General features: G+C 70.7%; 17 protein-coding genes. 7 read left to right on the top strand and 10 right to left on the bottom strand.

From position 1 onward, the window contains the following. Positions 1-131: 131 nt before the first annotated feature. The 5 genes from ACZ6WN_RS02955 to ACZ6WN_RS02935 all read left to right on the top strand — a co-directional run bounded on the left by ACZ6WN_RS02955 (position 132) and on the right by ACZ6WN_RS02935 (position 2,613). Positions 132-491: an ArsR/SmtB family transcription factor gene (locus ACZ6WN_RS02955; RefSeq protein ID WP_465862595.1), complete on the top strand. Its 360-nt coding sequence runs from the start codon at positions 132-134 to the stop codon at positions 489-491. Next, the gene (locus tag ACZ6WN_RS02950) at positions 488-976 is read left to right on the top strand and encodes an SRPBCC family protein (RefSeq protein WP_465862593.1); all 489 of its coding nucleotides are present in this window, start codon (positions 488-490) and stop codon (positions 974-976) included. The genes ACZ6WN_RS02955 and ACZ6WN_RS02950 overlap by 4 nt, the downstream gene beginning before the upstream one ends. After that, complete coding sequence (locus ACZ6WN_RS02945) at positions 973-1,542, top strand: TIGR03086 family metal-binding protein (RefSeq protein WP_465862592.1); 570 nt, start codon at positions 973-975, stop codon at positions 1,540-1,542. Before ACZ6WN_RS02950 ends, ACZ6WN_RS02945 begins: the two co-directional genes overlap by 4 nt. A 208-nt stretch (positions 1,543-1,750) precedes the next feature. Then, positions 1,751-2,404: a DUF2975 domain-containing protein gene (locus tag ACZ6WN_RS02940; protein ID WP_465862591.1), complete on the top strand. Its 654-nt coding sequence runs from the start codon at positions 1,751-1,753 to the stop codon at positions 2,402-2,404. Next, a complete protein-coding gene (locus tag ACZ6WN_RS02935; RefSeq protein WP_465862589.1) occupies positions 2,401-2,613 on the top strand; it encodes a helix-turn-helix domain-containing protein in 213 nt (70 codons plus the stop codon). The genes ACZ6WN_RS02940 and ACZ6WN_RS02935 overlap by 4 nt, the downstream gene beginning before the upstream one ends. Before the next feature lie 2 nt (positions 2,614-2,615). On the opposite strand, the gene ACZ6WN_RS02930 is transcribed toward ACZ6WN_RS02935, so the two are convergent. The 10 genes from ACZ6WN_RS02930 to ACZ6WN_RS02885 all read right to left on the bottom strand — a co-directional run bounded on the left by ACZ6WN_RS02930 (position 2,616) and on the right by ACZ6WN_RS02885 (position 15,562). Next, positions 2,616-2,960, bottom strand: a complete 345-nt coding sequence (locus ACZ6WN_RS02930; RefSeq protein ID WP_465862588.1) for a hypothetical protein — start codon at positions 2,958-2,960, stop codon at positions 2,616-2,618. A 17-nt stretch (positions 2,961-2,977) separates the two neighbouring features. After that, positions 2,978-4,582 (bottom strand): 2-succinyl-5-enolpyruvyl-6-hydroxy-3-cyclohexene-1-carboxylic-acid synthase, encoded by a 1,605-nt coding sequence (menD, locus tag ACZ6WN_RS02925; protein ID WP_465862587.1) that lies wholly within the window; start codon positions 4,580-4,582, stop codon positions 2,978-2,980. Positions 4,583-4,591: 9 nt separating this feature from the next. Then, a complete protein-coding gene (locus ACZ6WN_RS02920) occupies positions 4,592-5,551 on the bottom strand; it encodes an o-succinylbenzoate synthase (RefSeq protein ID WP_465862585.1) in 960 nt (319 codons plus the stop codon). Beyond that, positions 5,548-6,585, bottom strand: a complete 1,038-nt coding sequence (locus ACZ6WN_RS02915; protein WP_465862583.1) for an AMP-binding protein — start codon at positions 6,583-6,585, stop codon at positions 5,548-5,550. Before ACZ6WN_RS02915 ends, ACZ6WN_RS02920 begins: the two co-directional genes overlap by 4 nt. 100 nt (positions 6,586-6,685) lie before the next feature. Next, on the bottom strand, positions 6,686-8,629 hold the full coding sequence (locus ACZ6WN_RS02910) for a peptidoglycan DD-metalloendopeptidase family protein (RefSeq protein ID WP_465862582.1): 1,944 nt from the start codon (positions 8,627-8,629) through the stop codon (positions 6,686-6,688). A gap of 3 nt (positions 8,630-8,632) precedes the next feature. Continuing rightward, a complete protein-coding gene (locus ACZ6WN_RS02905) occupies positions 8,633-9,163 on the bottom strand; it encodes a hypothetical protein (protein WP_465862580.1) in 531 nt (176 codons plus the stop codon). Next, positions 9,163-11,298 carry a hypothetical protein gene (locus ACZ6WN_RS02900; protein ID WP_465862578.1) on the bottom strand — a complete coding sequence of 712 codons (2,136 nt, stop codon included), beginning with the start codon at positions 11,296-11,298 and terminating at the stop codon, positions 9,163-9,165. Before ACZ6WN_RS02900 ends, ACZ6WN_RS02905 begins: the two co-directional genes overlap by 1 nt. Continuing rightward, positions 11,298-14,021 (bottom strand): ATP-binding protein, encoded by a 2,724-nt coding sequence (locus ACZ6WN_RS02895; RefSeq protein ID WP_465862576.1) that lies wholly within the window; start codon positions 14,019-14,021, stop codon positions 11,298-11,300. The genes ACZ6WN_RS02900 and ACZ6WN_RS02895 overlap by 1 nt, the downstream gene beginning before the upstream one ends. Next, the gene (locus ACZ6WN_RS02890; protein WP_465862575.1) at positions 14,018-15,256 is read right to left on the bottom strand and encodes a hypothetical protein; all 1,239 of its coding nucleotides are present in this window, start codon (positions 15,254-15,256) and stop codon (positions 14,018-14,020) included. Before ACZ6WN_RS02890 ends, ACZ6WN_RS02895 begins: the two co-directional genes overlap by 4 nt. A gap of 39 nt (positions 15,257-15,295) precedes the next feature. After that, positions 15,296-15,562: a hypothetical protein gene (locus tag ACZ6WN_RS02885; protein ID WP_091043078.1), complete on the bottom strand. Its 267-nt coding sequence runs from the start codon at positions 15,560-15,562 to the stop codon at positions 15,296-15,298. Between the two features lie 452 nt (positions 15,563-16,014). Here ACZ6WN_RS02885 and ACZ6WN_RS02880 point away from each other — a divergent pair, with 452 nt between their 5' ends. Both ACZ6WN_RS02880 and ACZ6WN_RS02875 read left to right on the top strand, forming a co-directional pair. Further along, positions 16,015-16,188, top strand: a complete 174-nt coding sequence (locus tag ACZ6WN_RS02880) for a hypothetical protein (protein WP_160025706.1) — start codon at positions 16,015-16,017, stop codon at positions 16,186-16,188. Positions 16,189-16,412: 224 nt separating this feature from the next. Continuing rightward, entirely contained in the window at positions 16,413-17,624 is a 1,212-nt protein-coding gene (locus ACZ6WN_RS02875; RefSeq protein ID WP_465862573.1) for an MFS transporter, read from the top strand. Positions 17,625-17,651: the final 27 nt, after the last annotated feature.

The raw sequence follows: 17,651 nt of genomic DNA, 5'->3' as shown, positions 1-17,651 counted from the left end.
GGAATCATGGTGCCGCAACCGATGTCCCCCGGGGAATGTTTTCCAGTAAGCAGATTACTCAACCAGGTGGTTGACAATGCCGCAGGCCACGACCTAGCCTCGTTATCAACCAAATGGTTGAGGAGTAGCGGATGAGCGAGGACAGACTCTCCCGAGTCTTTGCGGCACTGGCGGACCCGACCCGGCGTGACCTGGTCGCCCGGCTCTCGTCCGCCGATGCGACGGTCGGCGAGCTGGCAGCGCCGTACGACGTCAGCCTCCAGGCGGTCTCCAAGCACCTCAAGGTGCTCGAGGAGGCCGGCCTGGTGAGCCGGGAGGGGCGCCGCGCACCCGTACGCCTCGAAGCGGAGGTGTTCGACCTCATGACCAAGTGGATCGAGAGATATCAACAGCAGGCCGAGGAGCGCTACCAGCGCTTGGACGCACTGCTCGCCGAGATGCAGGAAGACCGACCAGCACGAGAACCAGCACGAGAAGAGGACGCATCATGACCACCACGAAGCACGAGACCACGATCGAGGCCTCCCAGGAGACCCCCACGATCACCATCGTCCGCGAGTTCGACGCTCCCCCGGAGCTCGTCTTCCGCGCCCACGCCGAGAAGGAGCTGTACGCCAAGTGGCTCGGGCCCCGCGACGTCGGCATGCACATCACCGAGTGGGACTTCCGCACCGGCGGCTCGTGGGCCTATTCCGCCGAGCGCGACGGTGACGAGTTCACCCAGTTCTTCGGCAGCTTCCACGAGGTGCGCGAGAACGAGCGCATCGTGCAGACCTTCACCTGGCGCGGCGCGCCCGACGGAGCCTCGCTGGAGTTCCTCACCCTCGAGCCGCTCCCCGGCGGCCGCACCCGGCTGACCGGCCTCAGCGTCGTCGAGTCCTTCGAGACCCAGGCGGCGATCATGGCAAGCGGCATGGACAAGGGCGTCATCCAGGGCTACGAGCAGCTCGACGAGCTCCTCGCGGAGCTCTCGTGAGCGCCGCGGCCCTGAGCATGCGCGAGCAGCACGCGTACGACGCGGGCCGGTTCGCCGAGATCGTCGCCACCGCCGCCCCCGAGGACTGGGCCCGGCCCAGCCCGGTGGCGGCGTGGACCGCGCTCGACGTGGTCTCGCACCTGATCGGGTGGCCGCGCGATTTCCTCCGCGCCTCGGCCGGTGTGGACCTGGCACCGCTCGATGTCGCCGCGGACCCGGTCGCCGCCTGGAAGACGCACACCGCCGACATCCAGGGGCTCTTCGACGATCCCGCCGGCCGGATGATCTCCAACCCCCACATGGGCGACAAGCCGCTCGACGTGGCGCTCTCGGAGATCTATACGCCCGACATCTGGATGCACTCCTGGGACCTCTCCCGCGCCCTCGGCCGCGACTTCGACCTCGGCGCCGAGCGTGCCGCGGCGATGCTGGCCGGCGCCGCCGCCATGGAGGACGCCATGCGCGGCTCCGGCCAGTTCGGCCCGCGCGTCGACGTCCCCGCCGACGCCACCCCTCAGGAGCAGCTCCTCGGCTTCATCGGCCGGGATCCGTACTGGCGCCCGTGAGGCTTCTGTCCGGCTTGCCTACGTCAGTTGACGGGACCTTGTGAGTGCATTCACGAACTGCCGTCGACTGACGTAGGCAAGGCCTGAGTCCTGGCCGCGGCGATCCGGCTCTCGACATCAGAGAAGGATGCCCAACAGAGTCGTTGCAGCAGGCCGCGACCGTGCCTTATCGTTTCTCGATAACATCGGGAAACGATAAGGAGTCGTCATGGCCGAGCGGGACCCCCTGGCGCCACTGAACACTCTGGTCGATGCCGTCTCTGCGCTCATCGTCGCGTTCGCCCTCTTCGCTGTGGTCGTCAGCGGCCTGCACTTGTTCGGCAAGGCCGATGGCGCTCACATGTTCTCCTTCTCGGACGACGTGTGTGTCGAGACCGACTCGATCATCGTGGACACCGGCGAGGAGCTAGACACCGAACCACACACCAAGCCGGGCTCTAGGACCCTGTCCTCCGGGACGACGTTCTGCACCAAGGATCCGAGCTGGACGATGCAGTTGGCCGCGTCGGCCGGCGGGATCCTCGGCATGGTGCTTCTGCTCGGAGCGTGTCTGATCGCGCGACGGTTCATCAAGGTCGCTCGACGTGAAGGGATCTTCACGGCCGGTCCGGCCGGGCTGATGCGAGCGCTGGGGTGGTTCCTGATCGCCATGGCGATCATCGGCCCGGTCGGCACGAACATCGGCGACGGGATCTTCATCGCCTCAGCCTCGGCTCCTGACCTGGACCAAACCTGGAGCTCCCAGGTGGGTACCTCCGCCCCGGACTGGTCACCGCTGATCCTCGGGGTCTGCGCCCTCACCTTCAGCCGGGTGATGCGCCGCGGAGTGTCGCTCCAGCAAGAGGTGGCACTGACCATATGACCGACGACCACCGCGTCACGGTGCATCTCGACACGCTCCTCGAGGAGCGCGGGATGACGCTCACCGAGCTCGCCGACCGGATCGGCATCACCCTGGCCAACGCGTCGATCCTCAAGAACGGCCGCGCGCGGGCGATCCGGTTCTCGACGCTCACCGCGATCTGTGACGTACTCGAGTGCCAGCCTGGCGACATCCTCCGGGTGCGCTGACCTCAGGACAGCGTCAGGGAGCCGACACCCGAGGTGTAGTGGGTCGCGTACGTCAACTGGACCTGCTCAGGCCCGGGCGAGAGCAGGATGGTGGCGGCCTGCTGGATGTAGTCGCCCTCGACGTGGACGCTGACGTGGCAGGCCCGCTCGGCGGGGATCTCGAACGAGACGGTGCCCCAGTAGACGACGTACTGCCTCCCGTCGATGCTCACGATCGGCGGGAGCTTGCCCGGGTTGTTGGCCAGCATCACGTTTCCGCTGGTCAGGTGGATCACCAGGATGCGCTTCGTGCCGGTGTAGTACTCGACGTAGGGCACCACACCCGGCCACTGCGGCTGTTCTGTCACGAGGTCACTGTGCCACGTCAGGAACGAGCGAGGGCGCGGATGGCGAGGTCGAGGTCGCGCCGGCCGTCGCGGGAGACCACGGCCTCGACGACCTCGATGCCGCCGTTGGGCGAAGCGAGGGCGGCCTCGAGCTCGGGCGCCGAGGTGACCGCGAGGTGCGGGATGCGGTGGGCGGCGCAGAGGGCTTCGAGGGAGGTCCCGTGCGGGGTGCCGAAGAGGCGCTCGAAGCTGTCGGCGTAGTCGTCGGCGCCCTGCTCGAGGGAGGCGAAGATCGAGCCGCCGTCGTCGTTGGCGACGACGATGGTGAGGTCCGGGCGGACCTCCTCGGGGCCGAGCAGCAGACCACCGGCGTCGTGCAGGAAGGTCACGTCGCCCATCAGCGCGAGCGCTCGCGTCGACGACGCGCGGCCGGCGGCGGCACCGATCGCGGTGGAGACGATGCCGTCGATGCCGGCCAGCCCACGGTTGGCGATCACCTTCCGCCGCCCGCCGACGCGGTTGGGCCGCATCATCAGGTCCAGGTCGCGTACGGGATTGGAGGGGCCGAGCATCAGCAGCCCGCCGTCGGGCAGGGCGCGGGCGACACAGCCGGCGACGTCGTACGCCGTCATCTCCTGCCGCTCGTGGAGCAGCCGGTCCACCTGGCGGCTGAGCTCGCGATCCGCGGTACGCCACTCGTCCAGCCACGCCGGGTCGGGCTCGCCCTCGACGTGGAGCCGGTTGCGGATCGTGCGGTCGACCCGGAACGGGCGCGCGGGCCAGACACCGCCGACCGGGGCCGCGATGACCTCGATGTCGGCACGGGCGAGCAGGTTGGTGACCGGCCGGGAGAGGGTCGGGTGGCCGTAGACCACGACCCGCTCGATCCGTTCGGCCAGCGGTGACTCGAGCAGCAGCCGGTAGGAGCGCAGCGCGTTGTCGCCGGTGCGCGCGCCCGAGGAGGGCTCGGCGAGCAGCGGCCACCCGCCGTCCTGGGCGAGGACCCGGGAGGGCGGGCCGGCGTCGTCACCTGCGATGACGACCGTGCGTGGCGTCCCGGCGCCGGTCGGGATCGACTCGTGGATCATCAGCTCGGGACGTACGGGTTCCGGACGGACCGCGATCTCCCCCGGCTGCCACCGGTCGGGCGGGGTCAGCGGGTCGTCGAGCTGGAGGTTCCAGTGGACGGGGCCGCGCGCCGAGTCGAGCGCCTCGAGGTGGTCCGCGCTCGGCGCCTCGGCCAGGTCGACGGTCTCCACCAGCCTGCCGAAGATGCCCACCTGGTCGGTGACCTGGTTGGCGCCGGTCTCGCGGAGCCGGGCGGGCCGGTCGGCGGTGACCACGGCCAGCGGCACGCCCGCATGGGCCGCCTCGAGCACCGACGGGTGCAGGTTGGCGACGGCGGTGCCGGAGGTGCACATCACCGCGGCGCGCGCGCCGACCTTGGTCAGGCCGAGCGCGAAGAAGCCGGCCGAACGCTCGTCGATCCGGGTGTGCAGACGCACCAGGCCGGCGCGCGAGGCGTCGAGGACGGCGAACGACAGCGGTGCGTTGCGCGATCCCGGCGCGACGACGATGTCGGTGACGCGCGCCTCGAGGAGCGCGGTGACGACCGCCCGGGCGAGCTCAGTAGCAGTGGGCATCCATCCTCCTCAGAGCGTTTCCCGGTACGCCATCACGTCAGCCAGCCGCCTGCGCCAGAACTCCGTACGCTCCGGCGTGGCCCGCAACGCCGGGTCGGCGACGAGGCGCTCCGGGGCGGGCGAGGAAGGTAGCACCGGCAGGACACCGCCTGCCGGAAGGAGCGGGACGGCGGCGATGTCCTCGATGAACATCGAGACCGTGCCCAGCCCGCACGCATAGGGCAGCTCGGGCAGCGCCGCCGCGAGCGCGATCCCGGCGGCCATACCGACCGAGGTCTCCAGCGCCGAGGAGACCACGCACGGCAGCCCGATGTCCTCGGCGATCCGCAGACAGGCGCGTACGCCGCCCAGCGGCTGCACCTTCAGCACCGCCACGTCGGCGGCCTCGAGGTCGCGTACGCGATAGGGGTCCGCGGCCCGCCGGATCGACTCGTCCGCGGCGATCGGGACGTCCACCCTGCGGCGTACGTCGGCGAGCTCCTCGACCGTGGCGCAGGGCTGCTCGACGTACTCGAGCCCGCCGGCGGCCCGGTCCAGCACCGCGATCGCAGCGACCGCCTCGTCGACCGCCCAGAGCCCGTTGACGTCGATCCGCACCTTGCCGCCGGGGCCGAGGGCGTCCCGGACCGCCTCGACGCGAGCGATGTCGTCGGCCAGGCTCTGGCCCGGGTCGGCGACCTTCACCTTGGCGGTCGCGCACCCGGAGCGGGTCACGATCTCGTGGGCACGCTCGGGACCGACCGCCGGGACGGTCGCGTTGACGGGCACGGTCTCCCGGAGCGCGGCCGGCCAGTCGCCCGCTGCCGCCTCCTCGGCGCAGCGCAGCCAGGGCTCGATCTCGGGGGTGTCGTAGTCGAGGAACGGCGACCACTCGCCCCATCCGCCGGCGCCTTCGAAGACGAGGCCCTCGCGCTCGGTGATCCCACGGAAGCGGGTCGTCATCGGCAGCGAGAAGACGTGCAGGCTCATCGCGGCTCCTCGTCGCTCGTGACCAGGCTCAGCAGGGCCTGCCGGTCGGGTTTGCCGTTGCCGAGGAGCGGGATCGCGTCGAGCGCGACGACCTGCCGGGGCGCCCACGAGCGGGGGTGCTCCGCGGCGACCCAGTCACGGGCGTCGGCGGCGTCGAGGTCGCCGACGACGAAGGCGACCAGCCGCTGGCCCCACTCCTCGTCAGGCGTGCCGAGGGCCTCGGCGGCCGTGACGGCCGGGTGCTCGCGGAGCCGTCTGGCGACGAGCGCCGCCGGCACCTTCACACCGCCGGTGATCACCATGTCGTCGACCCGGCCGAGGATCCGGAGCCGGCCGTCCTCGTCCAAGGTGCCGGCGTCGGAGGTGAGGAACCAGCCGTCGACCAGCGCCTCCGCCGTCTGCTCGGGGTCGTCCTGGTAGCCGTCGAAGAGCGTGGGACCGCTGATCCGGACCCGGCCGTCGGTGCCGACCGCGATCGCGACGCCGTCCAGCGGCATCGCGTCGTAGACGCACCCGCCGCAGGTCTCGGCCGACCCGTAGGTCGCGACCACGTCGACCCCGGCCTCCTCGGCCCGGGCACGCAGCGAAGGGTCGATCGGACCGCCGCCGAGCAGCAGCGTGTGGAACTCGGCCAGGGCGGCGAGGTCGTCACCACCCGACTCGACGATCCGGTGCAGCTGGGTCGGCACCATCGAGACGAACCGAGGCCCGTCGTCCATCGCCGCCGCGGCCTCGGCGAAGGACCCGTGGGCGGCGGCGATCACCGGCTCGTGGCCGGCCAGCAGCGAGCGGGCGATCACGTTGGCCCCGGCGACGTACGACTCCGGGAGCGTCAGCAGCCACTGCCCGCTCGCCCCGACGCGTCGCGCCGACGCGGCGGCCGACGCCCTCATGGCCTTGCGCGAGAGCATCACCCGCTTGGGCGTTCCCGTCGACCCGGAGGTCTCCACGACCCAGTGCTCCGGCCCGCCTCCGGCGAGCCACTCGGCCATCGCGGCGACGGCCTCCTCAGCCCGTTTCACCGCGTCGCTCATGGAACCAACGCTATCGCCCGCGGTGCGGGGGTTCGCGGCGGGCCGGTGGGCTTCGTGGGGTGCAACACGCTGTTACGACGTGTGACACGTGGCGCAGGCGCTACTGGCCGCGGATGTTGAAGTCGCCGACCAGGCCGTGGTGGTCGGACTCCAGCTTGAACGTGGCGTGGCGGGTGGGGGTGGCGGTCGAGCTCGAGCCGAGGAGCCAGTCGATGGTGCCGCCGCCGTCGTGGGTGGCCCAGCCCTGCGGGGGCGCGCCGAGGGTCTCGAAGGAGGAGGTCATCCCGGCCTTGGTCATCAGCGGCTTCGGGCCCCACGGGTCGCCGTTGCCCCCGTTGCGGGGGTAGGGCGAGTTGAGGTCCCCGGCGACGAGGACGGGGCCGTACTTCTGCAGCCCCTGCGCCAGCCCGGCGAGCTTCGCGAAGCCACGCTGGGCCTCGTCCTTACGCGCCTGGGGGCTGTTGGCGGGCGAGGTCATGGTGTGCGTCGAGATCACCGAGATGCGCCCGGAGCCGTCGCTGCTCGCGAGGACCACCCAGGTGGCGTACCTGTTGTCGTTCTTGACGCCCGTCACCGGCTTGGTGAGCTGGACGGTGCCCTTGTCGACCGCCACCCAGCGGTCGGTGCGCCACATGACGACCGGGCTCAGCGCCTGGCTCCGACGGCCGTACTCGTCCTCCGAGGCGCGGTAGGTGCCGTAGCCGCGCACCGAGACGTCGGAGACCGTACGTGACTGGGCCTCGTTCAGGGAGACGAAGTCAGGCCCGTGCTTGATGACCTCGGCCAGGTCGGAGCGGTACTTCGAGCGGGACAGCGAGACCTTGATGTTGGCCTGCGCCAGGCGCACCTGCGGGCCGGAGACGGCGGCCGGGGAGGCGCCGATCTGTCCCGCGCCGGGCAGCCCGCCGACCTGCTTGGTCGCCTCGAGGGTCTTGCCGATGTTCTTCTTCAGCCAGGCCGCGGGGTCCACCTGGTCCTGCAGGTAGCCGCCACCGTGCGGGTGCACCTCGAAGTGGAGGTGGCAGCCGGTCGAGTTGCCCTCGCTGCCGACCTGTCCGATGACCTGCCCGGCCTTGACCGTCTGCCCCGCGGCGACCGAGAGCGACTGCATGTGGCCGTACCAGGTGGTCAGGTTGCCGGGCGCCGTCTGCACCTTCACCAGCCAGCGTCCCGACCAGCCCCAGCTGCCGCCCGACTCGATCACGATGGTGCCGCCGTGGGACGCCTGGACCGGCGTGCCGCACGGCGCGGAGTAGTCGTTGCCGGTGTGCATGTTGGCCCAGTTGGAGCCGGAGTTGCCGTAGTTGCCCTGGTCGACCGCGAGGCCGGCCTGGATGGGGCGGATGACGCTGGTGCTGATCCCGGCCATCCCGATCGTGCAGGACACGTCGGTCGCGGTGGCCGTCAGATCGGCGGCCGAGACCCCGTCGGCGAGCGCGGCGACGAGCGCCCGCGCCTCGTCCTCGTGCTGGGCGTACGCCAGCGGGAACGCCGAGCGCTGGACCGCCTGCGCGGCCGCGGTGACCTGCATCTTGCGCCAGCCCGGGATGTCCAGGAGCCCGGTGTTGCCGGTGTGGGCGGCCACGCCGTAGAACGCCTGGGCGGACTTGACCGGGTTGGTGATGTCGGCGACCGAACCCCAGCCGGAGACCGGGCGCTGCTGGAAGAGACCCTGTGAGTCGCGGTCGCCGTAGTTGAGGTTGCGCAGGGTGCTCTCCTGCATCGCGGTCGCGAGCGCGATCACCCACCCGTAGGCGGGCACGCCGGACTGCTTGCCGACCGCCACGATCGTCCGGGCGTTCTGGATCTGCTCGGTGTCGAAGCCGGCGATGCTGCCCTCGGGGACCTCACCGTCCGGCCCCAGATTTCCGGCCTGGACCGCGTTGGCCCCGCCGACACAGCCCGACTCGGCCTGGTCCTGGGTGCTCTGCTCGGTGCTCGCCAGGCCACCGATGATGATCACCAGGGCGCCCACGACCACCAGGACGAGCGTGGCCGCTCCGGCCACGATCCCCCAGATCAGACGAGCCTTGGCGAGGAGCACCGATCAACCTCCCGGGAGGATGTTGGAGACGTACCAGACGTTGTCGACCAGCGTCAGGTAGACGATGACCTTCGGACCGTCGGTGGTGACCTCGACGCGTGCCTCCCCGTCGTTCTGCTCGAGCACCTTGGCGGCGCCGACCACCTTGGTCGCCGGCACGGTCGCCGGGTCGGTGGTGCCCAGGGCCTGGGCCAGCGACTCGTCGGGGCGGGCGGCGTTGATCCCGGCCCACCACTGCTCGGTCGTCAGGTCGGGGCGGGCCCAGGCGACGACGAACTTGGTCGCCAAGGGTGTCGGGTCGGGGACGGGCGCCGGCGAGCCGGTCGCCGAGGCGCTCTGCTGTGCCGATGCGGCACCACGTTCGGGCTGGGCGGCCGGCTCGGCGTCGGGAGCGTCGCTCCACTGGGCGATGAGCCAGATGACGAAGACGATGCCGACGACCACGGAGAAGAACCGGAACGGCGACCGCATGGGCCACCTCAGCACCGGCGCGATGACCTCCCACAGCACACCACGCGTCGTTGTCGACCGCACTACCGGGCTCCTCCTTCAGACCAGCCCTCGGACCGGCCCGGGCCGTTGTCGACGGGCACCGAGCGGTTCCCGTTCGGTGAGTAGATGACGAAGACCGCGTTGCCATCGGCGTCGTAGTCCACGTTGGCCTCCGCCACCGGCGACTGTCGCGGCGGCTCCGGCTCGCGGTCGTAGCCCGCGGTGTAGTCGACCGGGCTCGGCGCCTCGGGGCGGTCCTGGTAGACCTGCCGAGCGGCGGCACCCGGCCGCGCGTCGTCGCGGAAGCCCGGCTCGTCGCGCTCGACGGAGCGCGAGTCAAACCATTGTCCGGCCACCCGCTCACTCTCCTCGCCGCTCATCGAGGACCCCAGGGCGTACGTCGGTGTGCTGCTCGCGCTCGCACCGGCACCCAGCGCTCCGGCGGCGGTGACCGGCGCCTGGTTGGGCACCTGCTCGGCGGTCATCGTGGGTCGGCTGCCGGTCAGCTCGTGTCCGGGCATGTAGACGCCGCCGGGGCTCGAGACCGAGCCGGTGCCCGCCGGGGCACCGCCCGTGACGGTCGGCCGGTCCTCGGCCGCGTCGCGGACCCCGGCCTCGGTGCCCGTCCGGGCACCGACGTACGAGGAGAGCATCGAGGTGAGCCGGCCCATGCCCGGCAGCGGGATGCCGTAGGCGGCGGGCCGGGTCAGACGCCAGGCCAGCACGGTCAGCACCGCGATCAACGCCAGCTGCAGCACGAACCACATCGTCGAGCCCAGGATCGCCGAGTCCAGCCGGAGCAGCAACAACGCGACCAGGAAGTAGATCGGGCCCATCACCAAGGGCCCGACGACCCGCTTCAGCATCGCCACCGCCGCGTCCCGGGTGTGGTCCAGCATGAACAGCACCCCCGCCGCCGGCGCGAACGGCACGATCAACCGGATCAACGCGAACGACAACAGGATCGCCAGCCCGGCCACCAGCAGGAACCCGCACACCACCACGACCACGACCAGGTTCACCAACGCCGTGGTCGCCCGCTGGGACCAGTGCTCACCCTTGAAGTACTCGTACGCCACCGGGTCGGACTTCTTGACCGCCTCGGCATGCTTCTTGAACGCGTCCTGCTTGGCCTCCAGGACCTTCTTGCCGTCGCCGTTGGGGTCCTTGCGGTAGGTGTCGTACTCCTGCCAGGAAAAGTGCGTCGACCGGAACACCCGCGGCCCGTACCGCTTCGCGGTGGCCGAGTCCGGATCGCCGAAGGCGCCGGCCAGCCAGGTGCGGTACTGCGTCGAGCGCACCACCTCGTCCATCTGGCCGTCCACGGCCTTGACCGCGTCGGTCTCACCGAAGGTGTCGTCATTGACGCCGGGCACCGTCCGGCCGTCGTTGAACCCGGTCGCGATCATCCCCGTCGCCGACCGGACGCCCTCATCGACCAGCTTGGTCGACTCCACCGGATACTGGATCAGCCACGAGGTCACCACCAGCACACCCAGCGCCCAGCCCGCCGCCGTGACCGCCCGCGCGAACCGGCCATCACGCGCCCGGATCATCACCGTCGCGGCCACCAGCAGCAGCACCACGCTCACCCACGGCGCCCAGACCCCGTCGGTGACCGCCTGGCTGGCCGCCACGATCGGGTCGTCCAGCGCCCTCAGGAACGAGTTCTCCCCGATCACCGCGTTCAACAGCGCGTGCGACCAGTTCGGCAGGATCCCCGAGATCTCCAGCATGATGTTGCCGATCGAGGTCCCCGCCCCCGCGACGAACTGCCCCGTGCACCCGTTGTCGTAGGTCCACCACTGCGGAGTCGTGCCGTAGGCCGACTCCAACGAGACCTCGTCCTTGTTCCGGAACGGATCCAGCTCGTCGTTGATCTTCTCCGGGTCGTTCAGCTCGGTGCCCGCCTTCGACGCCGCCCCCAGCGCCGTCATCCGCACGATGAAGGACCCGTCCCCGTACGGGGAAGCCGGCATCGGCGCATCCAGGTTGTTGCACGCATCGCTCACACCCGAGAGCCCACCCGTCGGATCGAACGGGATCGGGATGTCGATCCCCCGCGGCCCCGCGGCCGCCGCCGGACCGGCGACGGACAGCAGCGCCACCACGAGTACGACGAGGGCAGCGGCCCTGCGGCGCAGGGGTGTCCTGTGGTGAGCGGGGCGCGGCAGCATCAGCCGATCCCGTCCCCGGAGATCTCGGTCCTGGGGAGATCGGCCGGGTCGCCGCCGATGGCGCGGCTGACGCGGCGGGTCGGGTCGGCGGTGGTGTTGAGCGCCTCCTGCAGACCCGGGTGGTGGTTGAGCGTGACCTTGATGATCTCCATGCCGCCGTGACCGGTGTCGCCACCGAGGCCGTCGCGGTAGATGAACTCGCGGTAGCCGAGCTGCTCGTCACCGCGCCTGGTGCGCGGCGAGAGGCGCGCCAGGATCGACTCATAGCCCAGTCCCTCGGGCTTGCCGAGCAGCTTGAGCGCGTCACGCTGGGCGGTCTCGTCCTGCGTACGTCCCACGAAGGCCGCGCCGACGAAGTTGTTGATGTCGGAGCCCAGGATCGCGGAGGCGTTCTGGGTCGAGACCAGCGCGGCACAGTTGTTCTTGCGGGAGTCGCTGGAGAGCTTGTGGACCAGGGCCCGCCCGGTGCCACCGCTCGCCTGGGTGACCTCGTGGGCCTCGTCGAGCGCGAACAGCTTCCGCTCGTTGGGGTCGCTGCGGTAGATCAGGTGCAGCGCCGACCACGCCGCCAGGGTCATGATCGGGCGCGCCATCTGCTCCTCGGCGCTCCACTCCTCGCGCGGCACGTGCTCGGGCGGGGTGTTGAGACCCTTGAGGTTGTAGAAGGTGAACGGCGTGCCCTTCAGCTCCTCGTCGGACTGGAGGAAGTCGTTGCCGAAGAAGAGGCGGCCGAGCTCGCGCTCACGTGCGGCGGCGAGCTCGCGGGCGATCTCCTGGTCGCCGCCATCCCCCTCGAAGAGCATCTTCACGATCGTCGAGGTGTCGGCGCCGCGGTCGGCCTGCGCCTCCATGACGCGGGCACGGATGCGCTTGAGCACCTCCTCGTTGTTGGCCAGTCCGACCGGGAGGCAGGCGCGGAGGACCGAGACGGTCAGGTCGCGGCGCTGCTGCACGGCGGCCGACCGCTCCCGGTGGAGCCGCTCGGCGAACTCGTGGTCAGACATCGCCTCGGCCCGGATCAGCTCCGGGTTGGGATCGGGGACGACGGCGTACGGCGAGAGCGAGCCGGGGCGACCACCGAGGACGTCGACGCTGCGGGCGCGGGCGGGCACCTGCCGGCCATTGAAGACTCCGCCGCCGATCTCGGGCAGCGTCATCAGCCGCTGCAGCCGTCCGGCGGGGTCCATGGCGACGCCGTGGATGCCGGACAGGATCGACATGTAGATGACGACACCCATCAGGGTCGACTTGCCGGACCCGGGGGTGCCGACCAGCGGGATCAGGCCGGCCTGCTCCATGACCTCGGTGAGATACCACGGGTCCATCAGCACGGCCCGGGACGCCATCGCCGAGGTCTCGCCGAGGTAGAAGCCGCGCTTGTCGCCGACCTCCGCGGTGACCGCCGGGAGTCCGGCGGCGACCTTGAGCACCGGGAACTTCCGGGCGTGAGCGGTCGAGGCGAGCGGCTCGCCCGGGACGAACTCGCGAGCCAGGTGGTACTGCCCCAGCTGGCGGGTGATCTTGATCTGCGGGCGGTAGAGGTCGACGACCTTCTGCGCCTTGTCGAGCGCCTCCGCCTCGCTGCGACCGGTGACGGCGATCCGGTACCAGCCCCTGGTGCGGGTGGACAGGCCGGTGAACTCCGAGCGCATCTCGTCCTCGACGTCGGCGGCTCGGCCGGCCTGGCGGGAGAGCTGCTTGGGAGGCCGCTTGCCGTGGTCGTCGGACCAGTGGCTGACCTGGCCGTCGATGCGGCGGGTCAGGGACGCCATCTCGCGGGAGACGTCCTCCGGCGAGCGGGGCTCGACCCGGAACGACCACTCCACCGGGAAGCCGAGCGCGTCGGTCTTCGCCATCCACGGCGCATGGGTCTCCGGGACCTCGATGTCGCCGATCCGGGAGACGGTCAGCACGCACACATGGCTGGTCTCCTGGCGGCCGCCGATGCTGCTGGTGACCTGCACGGTCGGCGCCAGCGGCTCGGCCGACCAGGCGACCGACTCGAACCACTCGGCCATGTCGTCGGTGTCGAGGAAGTTCTGCTGGGCCTCACCCGGCTCGGGCACGGGGATCTTGGCGCCGAGGGAGAGGGAACGGGCGATCATCCACTCCATGTCGTGACCGACCGCCGGCCGCGCCGAGAAGCCCGGCCGCGACATCACCCGGTTGACCGTGTCGAGGCGCTCGCTGATCGCGGCCATCTCACGCTCGGCGGCACCGGCGGAGAACTTCGCCAGCGTCCTCACTGTCGCGTCACGGCGGCCGAGGTCGACGCCGTAGTAGACGAGCTTGTCGGCCTGGCTGTGGGCGGCCATGTGAGCCTGGTTGCGCGCCATCATCTCCTCGAACCCGGGCTGCGGGTCGGGGGCGTTGGCGAACGCGGCGTGCGCCCAGTGACGTACGGGATAGGGGCGGGTGGTGACCCGGCCGTGGACGGTGTTGCCGACCAGGTCGGCCAGCTGGCTCGCCTGGTCGGTGATCAGGGCCTCGAGGTCGGAGTGGGCGCGGAACGACCAGGTCTGCGGCTCGGCGAGGTACCAGGCGATGATGCGGTCGCTGGTGAAGGTCAGGTGACCGCGCACCTCTTCCAGCGCCCACTTGTCACCTCTGGGCTCACGGACGCCCTTCGAGCCGTCGCCGCCGCCACCGAAGACGCCCCTGCGTCCCGGCTTGGGCTTCTCGAAGCCAGGCCCGTAGGCCCGCTCCGTTCGCGGCCGCCTCATGCGGTTCCTCCGTCGTTGGGTGCGTCGTCGCCATCGAGGCGCTTGCGGTAGTCGTCCACACTCTGCGGGCGCCCGTCGGGCACCGCGGAGTCGTCCTGATTGTCCCTGGGACGCGTACGTCCCGAGGGCGCATCGTCGAAGTCGTCCCAGCCGTCGGCGTCGTCCCATCCCTCGGCGTCGTCGTCGAAACCCGGCTCCGGTGCGATCACCACGGCCGGCCTGACCGCATGCGAGAGCGGCTGCCGGACCGGCTTGGGCGCGGGCTCCGGAGTAGCCTGCTGGGCCGCTGGGGCCGCTGCGGGCGGAGGCGGCGGAGGTGGCGGGGGTGGTGCAGTGGGCGGCGCCGGGGGCTGCGCTGCGGGCTGGACCCTGGGCTGGGCCGCGGGCGGAGGCGGCGGTGCGGCGGACGCCCTCGTCTCGGCGGCCGGAGCCGGCGGCGCAGGCGGCGTGGCCGCTGGGGTCGGCTCTGTCGGCTCGGCGGGCCGCTGAGGGCGCGACGTAGGCTGCTCCGGCTCCTGCCGGGCCTGCCACGGGGCGCCGCCCTTCCACGGTACGTCGCGGGGCTCACGCGGCGAGGAGGAGGGCCGGCTCGACCAGCCGCCCTTCGCCGGACGTACGCCGGGGGCGTGCTGCTGCCTCGCAGGCTGGGCCTCGGGCTGGACCGAGAGGTGGGCCGGGAGCGGCTCCTCGACGACCTTCGCCTCGATCACGGGGCGTACGGGCGCTGCCTTGCCGCGCACCGGCGCGGCGGGGCTTCCTGTCCGGACGCTCGGGGTCGAGGTGACGACCATGGCCTGCAGCATCCCCGGCGAGGGGGTGGCACCCGGCTGCTGCGCGAACCGCCGGCCGGGTCGTCGCATGGCCTTCGCCCAGCCACCGCGGGGGCTCGTGGCGTGCCGGAAGGCGACAGCCGCGCCGCCTGCGTACTCGGCGCTGGTCTCCACGCGCGGCGTGGTCAGCTCGTGCCAGAAGGTCATCAGCCAGGCGCCGGCCGAGCTCTCCGAGCTGATGTAGTCGGAGGCCTTCATCGAGAGGTAGGAGGCGCCGATCAGCCACAGCCCCATGCTGAGCAACGTCACCGGCATGCCGAGCTTGCGCAGCAGCACGAGCGTCAATGGTGCGATCACCAGGAAGAGGAAGATGGTGCGATAACGCATCTCCCCGATGTAGCGACGAGGGGGGCCGAGATAGGTCTGGTCGACCTCGTACAGCTCGTCGTCGTCAGGCAGCCTCATCCCCGAGATCCCTCCCTGGGTTAGCTAACGGGACCGAGTTCACCCCTTGAAGAGACCAGCCATCCACTGACCGAGGTCCGTGGCGTTGTTGCCCACGGCCAGGCCGAGGACGCCGAGACCGATGATCAGGCCACCGACGATGGTGACGGCCTTGGAGATGTTGCCGCTGCGGGCAGCCCACAGGACCGTGACGCCCAAGATCAGGACGACGAGCGTGATGATGTTGTCGGTGATCCACTCGGCCAGGCCGCCGGTGCCATACTCGGCGGCTTGAGTCGTGCTTTGAATCAGCTGGTGCGGTGCCATTGTTCTCCCTTTCCCGAGGTGAGGTGTGGTTGCCGGAAGTATTCGGTTGTCCCGCCCGGCGCAGCCCCATACGGCACCGGTGGGTGGAGGCGCCTTGCCCCTCCCGCGGGCTGACGCGAACTCCCGGCGTCGGCATTCTGGACATACGCCACCGCCATGTGAGACGAGCGTAGTCGCCAGGCCGCCATAGCGCACCTCGTTCCACCTGACGACACGCGCCGGGCGCGCGCGTACCAGGCCCTCGCCGACGCGCGTCATACGGTTGTCATGCCACCCACCGGACCGTTGGGCACAACACTGTCCCGCCCAACGGTCACCTTTGTCGAAGGCTTGCGAGGGGAGGCTAACTTCGGGGACTCTATATCCCGGTGCATCCTCGCGGATTCCGCGCGCTTGCGTCCGGATTCACGAATTTACACATTCAATCGGATTTCTCGGGAGGACGAGCTCACATGGACAAGAAGAAGATCTTCATCGTCATCGGCGCCCTGTTCGTCGGGTTCTGGCTGTTCACCGATCCGCAAGGGCTGACCAGCACGATCTCCGCAATCGCCGGCGGCATCTGGGGCGTCACCACCGACGTCTTCGGCGGCGTGATCGGCACGATCGAGGGCTCCACCCGCTGACCTCGCCCGCAACCTACGCCGACGCACGTGCGTCGGCGCGCTGGACTCCTTTTCTCCGGCTGCGCGGTTTGGGGACCGATCAGCACGGATAACTGTTTGACGTCGGACATGGCGATGACCAGACTTCGCTTGTCTCGATGTCAAGATAGTTTGGAGTCGTCTTGTCCCCTCACTTCATCCGGTTGAGGGACAAGGTCCTCTCAGACGACCCGCTCATCCGGGCGATGTCGTACCAGTCGGTGCTCTCGGCCTTCGCCGAAGGCACCTTCCTGACCGGCTCGGCGGTCTTCTTCACCCAGATCGTCGGCCTCTCCGCCGCACAGGTCGGCCTCGGTCTCACGATCGCGGGCGTCGCAACCTTCTTGTTCGCCGTCCCCCTGGGCCGACTCGCGGACCGTCTCGGCACCCGGTTCACCTGGATCGCCGGCGCCGTCCTCCAGGCGCTGCTGTTCGGCGCCTGGGTGCTGGTCGGCAACTTCGCGGCGTACGTCGCCGTCGAGGTCCTGCTCGCGCTCGCCTCGTCCTGGCAGAGGTCGGGCCGCGACGCCTACCGGATCTCGGTCTTCCCCGCGGCGACCCGAGTGCGCTCGTTCGCCTACATGCGTGCCGCGCGCAACGTCGGCTACACGATCGGCGCGCTGGCCAGCGGCCTCGCCCTGGCCGCCGACTCCAACACCCTGATCAAGGCCGTCCCGCTGATGACCGCCGTGGTCCTCCTGGTCAACGCCTACTGGATCTCGCGCCTGCCCCGCCTCGCCGCCGCTGCCTCGCCCGGCGACCTGAAGAAGGACGTACGCGACCGCCTCGGTGCCCTGCGCAACCGCGCATTCCTCGCGACGACCTTCTTCGACGGCGTGCTCGGCACCCACCAGGTCCTGCTCAACGTCGTCATCCCGCTGTGGCTGGTCCAGGAGACCGACGCCCCGCGGGTGCTGCTGGCCTGGCTGTTCGGCACCAACACCGTGATGGCCGTCGGGCTGCAGGTCATCGCCGCCCGGGGCGTGACCGACGTGACCACCTCGCTCAAGGCTCAGCGCCGCGGCGCACTGTGCTTCCTCGCCTCCTGCGCGATCATCGCGGTCACCCATGACACGGTCGGTCTGATCACGATCGCCCTCGTCTGGCTCGGCCACGTCACCGTCACCGGGGCCGAGCTCTTCCAGTCCGCCGGCGAGTGGGGCCTGGTCGCCGACCTCTCCGACCCGGAGCACCGTGGCGACTACCAGGGTGCCGCCCAGGTCGGCTACACCCTCGGCACCGTCTGGGCTCCCGCGGCGTACACGTTCCTCGCCATGGAGCTCGGCCACCTCGGCTGGGCCGTCATCGCGGCGATCATCGTCGCCGCCGCCATCGGCGTCCACCCCTCCGCCCGCGCCGCCGAGCGCTATCTGGAGCGGCGCCGGCCGGCGGTGGCAGCGGCAGCCGTCGTCGGGTAGCCGCCCGCCGGTGTAACACGTCGTTCG

The sequence above is a fragment of the Nocardioides sp. NPDC054178 genome (genome assembly GCF_055585005.1).
This window is presented reverse-complemented; position numbering and strand designations above follow the sequence as displayed.

Coding starts and splice junctions, on each gene's coding strand:
- ACZ6WN_RS02955 (WP_465862595.1), top strand. CDS start 132: ATGAGCGAGGACAGACTCTCCCGAGTCTTTGCGGCACTGGCGGACCCG.
- ACZ6WN_RS02950 (WP_465862593.1), top strand. CDS start 488: ATGACCACCACGAAGCACGAGACCACGATCGAGGCCTCCCAGGAGACC.
- ACZ6WN_RS02940 (WP_465862591.1), top strand. CDS start 1,751: ATGGCCGAGCGGGACCCCCTGGCGCCACTGAACACTCTGGTCGATGCC.
- ACZ6WN_RS02935 (WP_465862589.1), top strand. CDS start 2,401: ATGACCGACGACCACCGCGTCACGGTGCATCTCGACACGCTCCTCGAG.
- menD (WP_465862587.1), bottom strand. CDS start 4,582: ATGCCCACTGCTACTGAGCTCGCCCGGGCGGTCGTCACCGCGCTCCTC.
- ACZ6WN_RS02920 (WP_465862585.1), bottom strand. CDS start 5,551: ATGAGCCTGCACGTCTTCTCGCTGCCGATGACGACCCGCTTCCGTGGG.
- ACZ6WN_RS02915 (WP_465862583.1), bottom strand. CDS start 6,585: ATGAGCGACGCGGTGAAACGGGCTGAGGAGGCCGTCGCCGCGATGGCC.
- ACZ6WN_RS02900 (WP_465862578.1), bottom strand. CDS start 11,298: ATGCTGCCGCGCCCCGCTCACCACAGGACACCCCTGCGCCGCAGGGCC.
- ACZ6WN_RS02895 (WP_465862576.1), bottom strand. CDS start 14,021: ATGAGGCGGCCGCGAACGGAGCGGGCCTACGGGCCTGGCTTCGAGAAG.
- ACZ6WN_RS02890 (WP_465862575.1), bottom strand. CDS start 15,256: ATGAGGCTGCCTGACGACGACGAGCTGTACGAGGTCGACCAGACCTAT.
- ACZ6WN_RS02885 (WP_091043078.1), bottom strand. CDS start 15,562: ATGGCACCGCACCAGCTGATTCAAAGCACGACTCAAGCCGCCGAGTAT.
- ACZ6WN_RS02880 (WP_160025706.1), top strand. CDS start 16,015: ATGGACAAGAAGAAGATCTTCATCGTCATCGGCGCCCTGTTCGTCGGG.
- ACZ6WN_RS02875 (WP_465862573.1), top strand. CDS start 16,413: ATGTCGTACCAGTCGGTGCTCTCGGCCTTCGCCGAAGGCACCTTCCTG.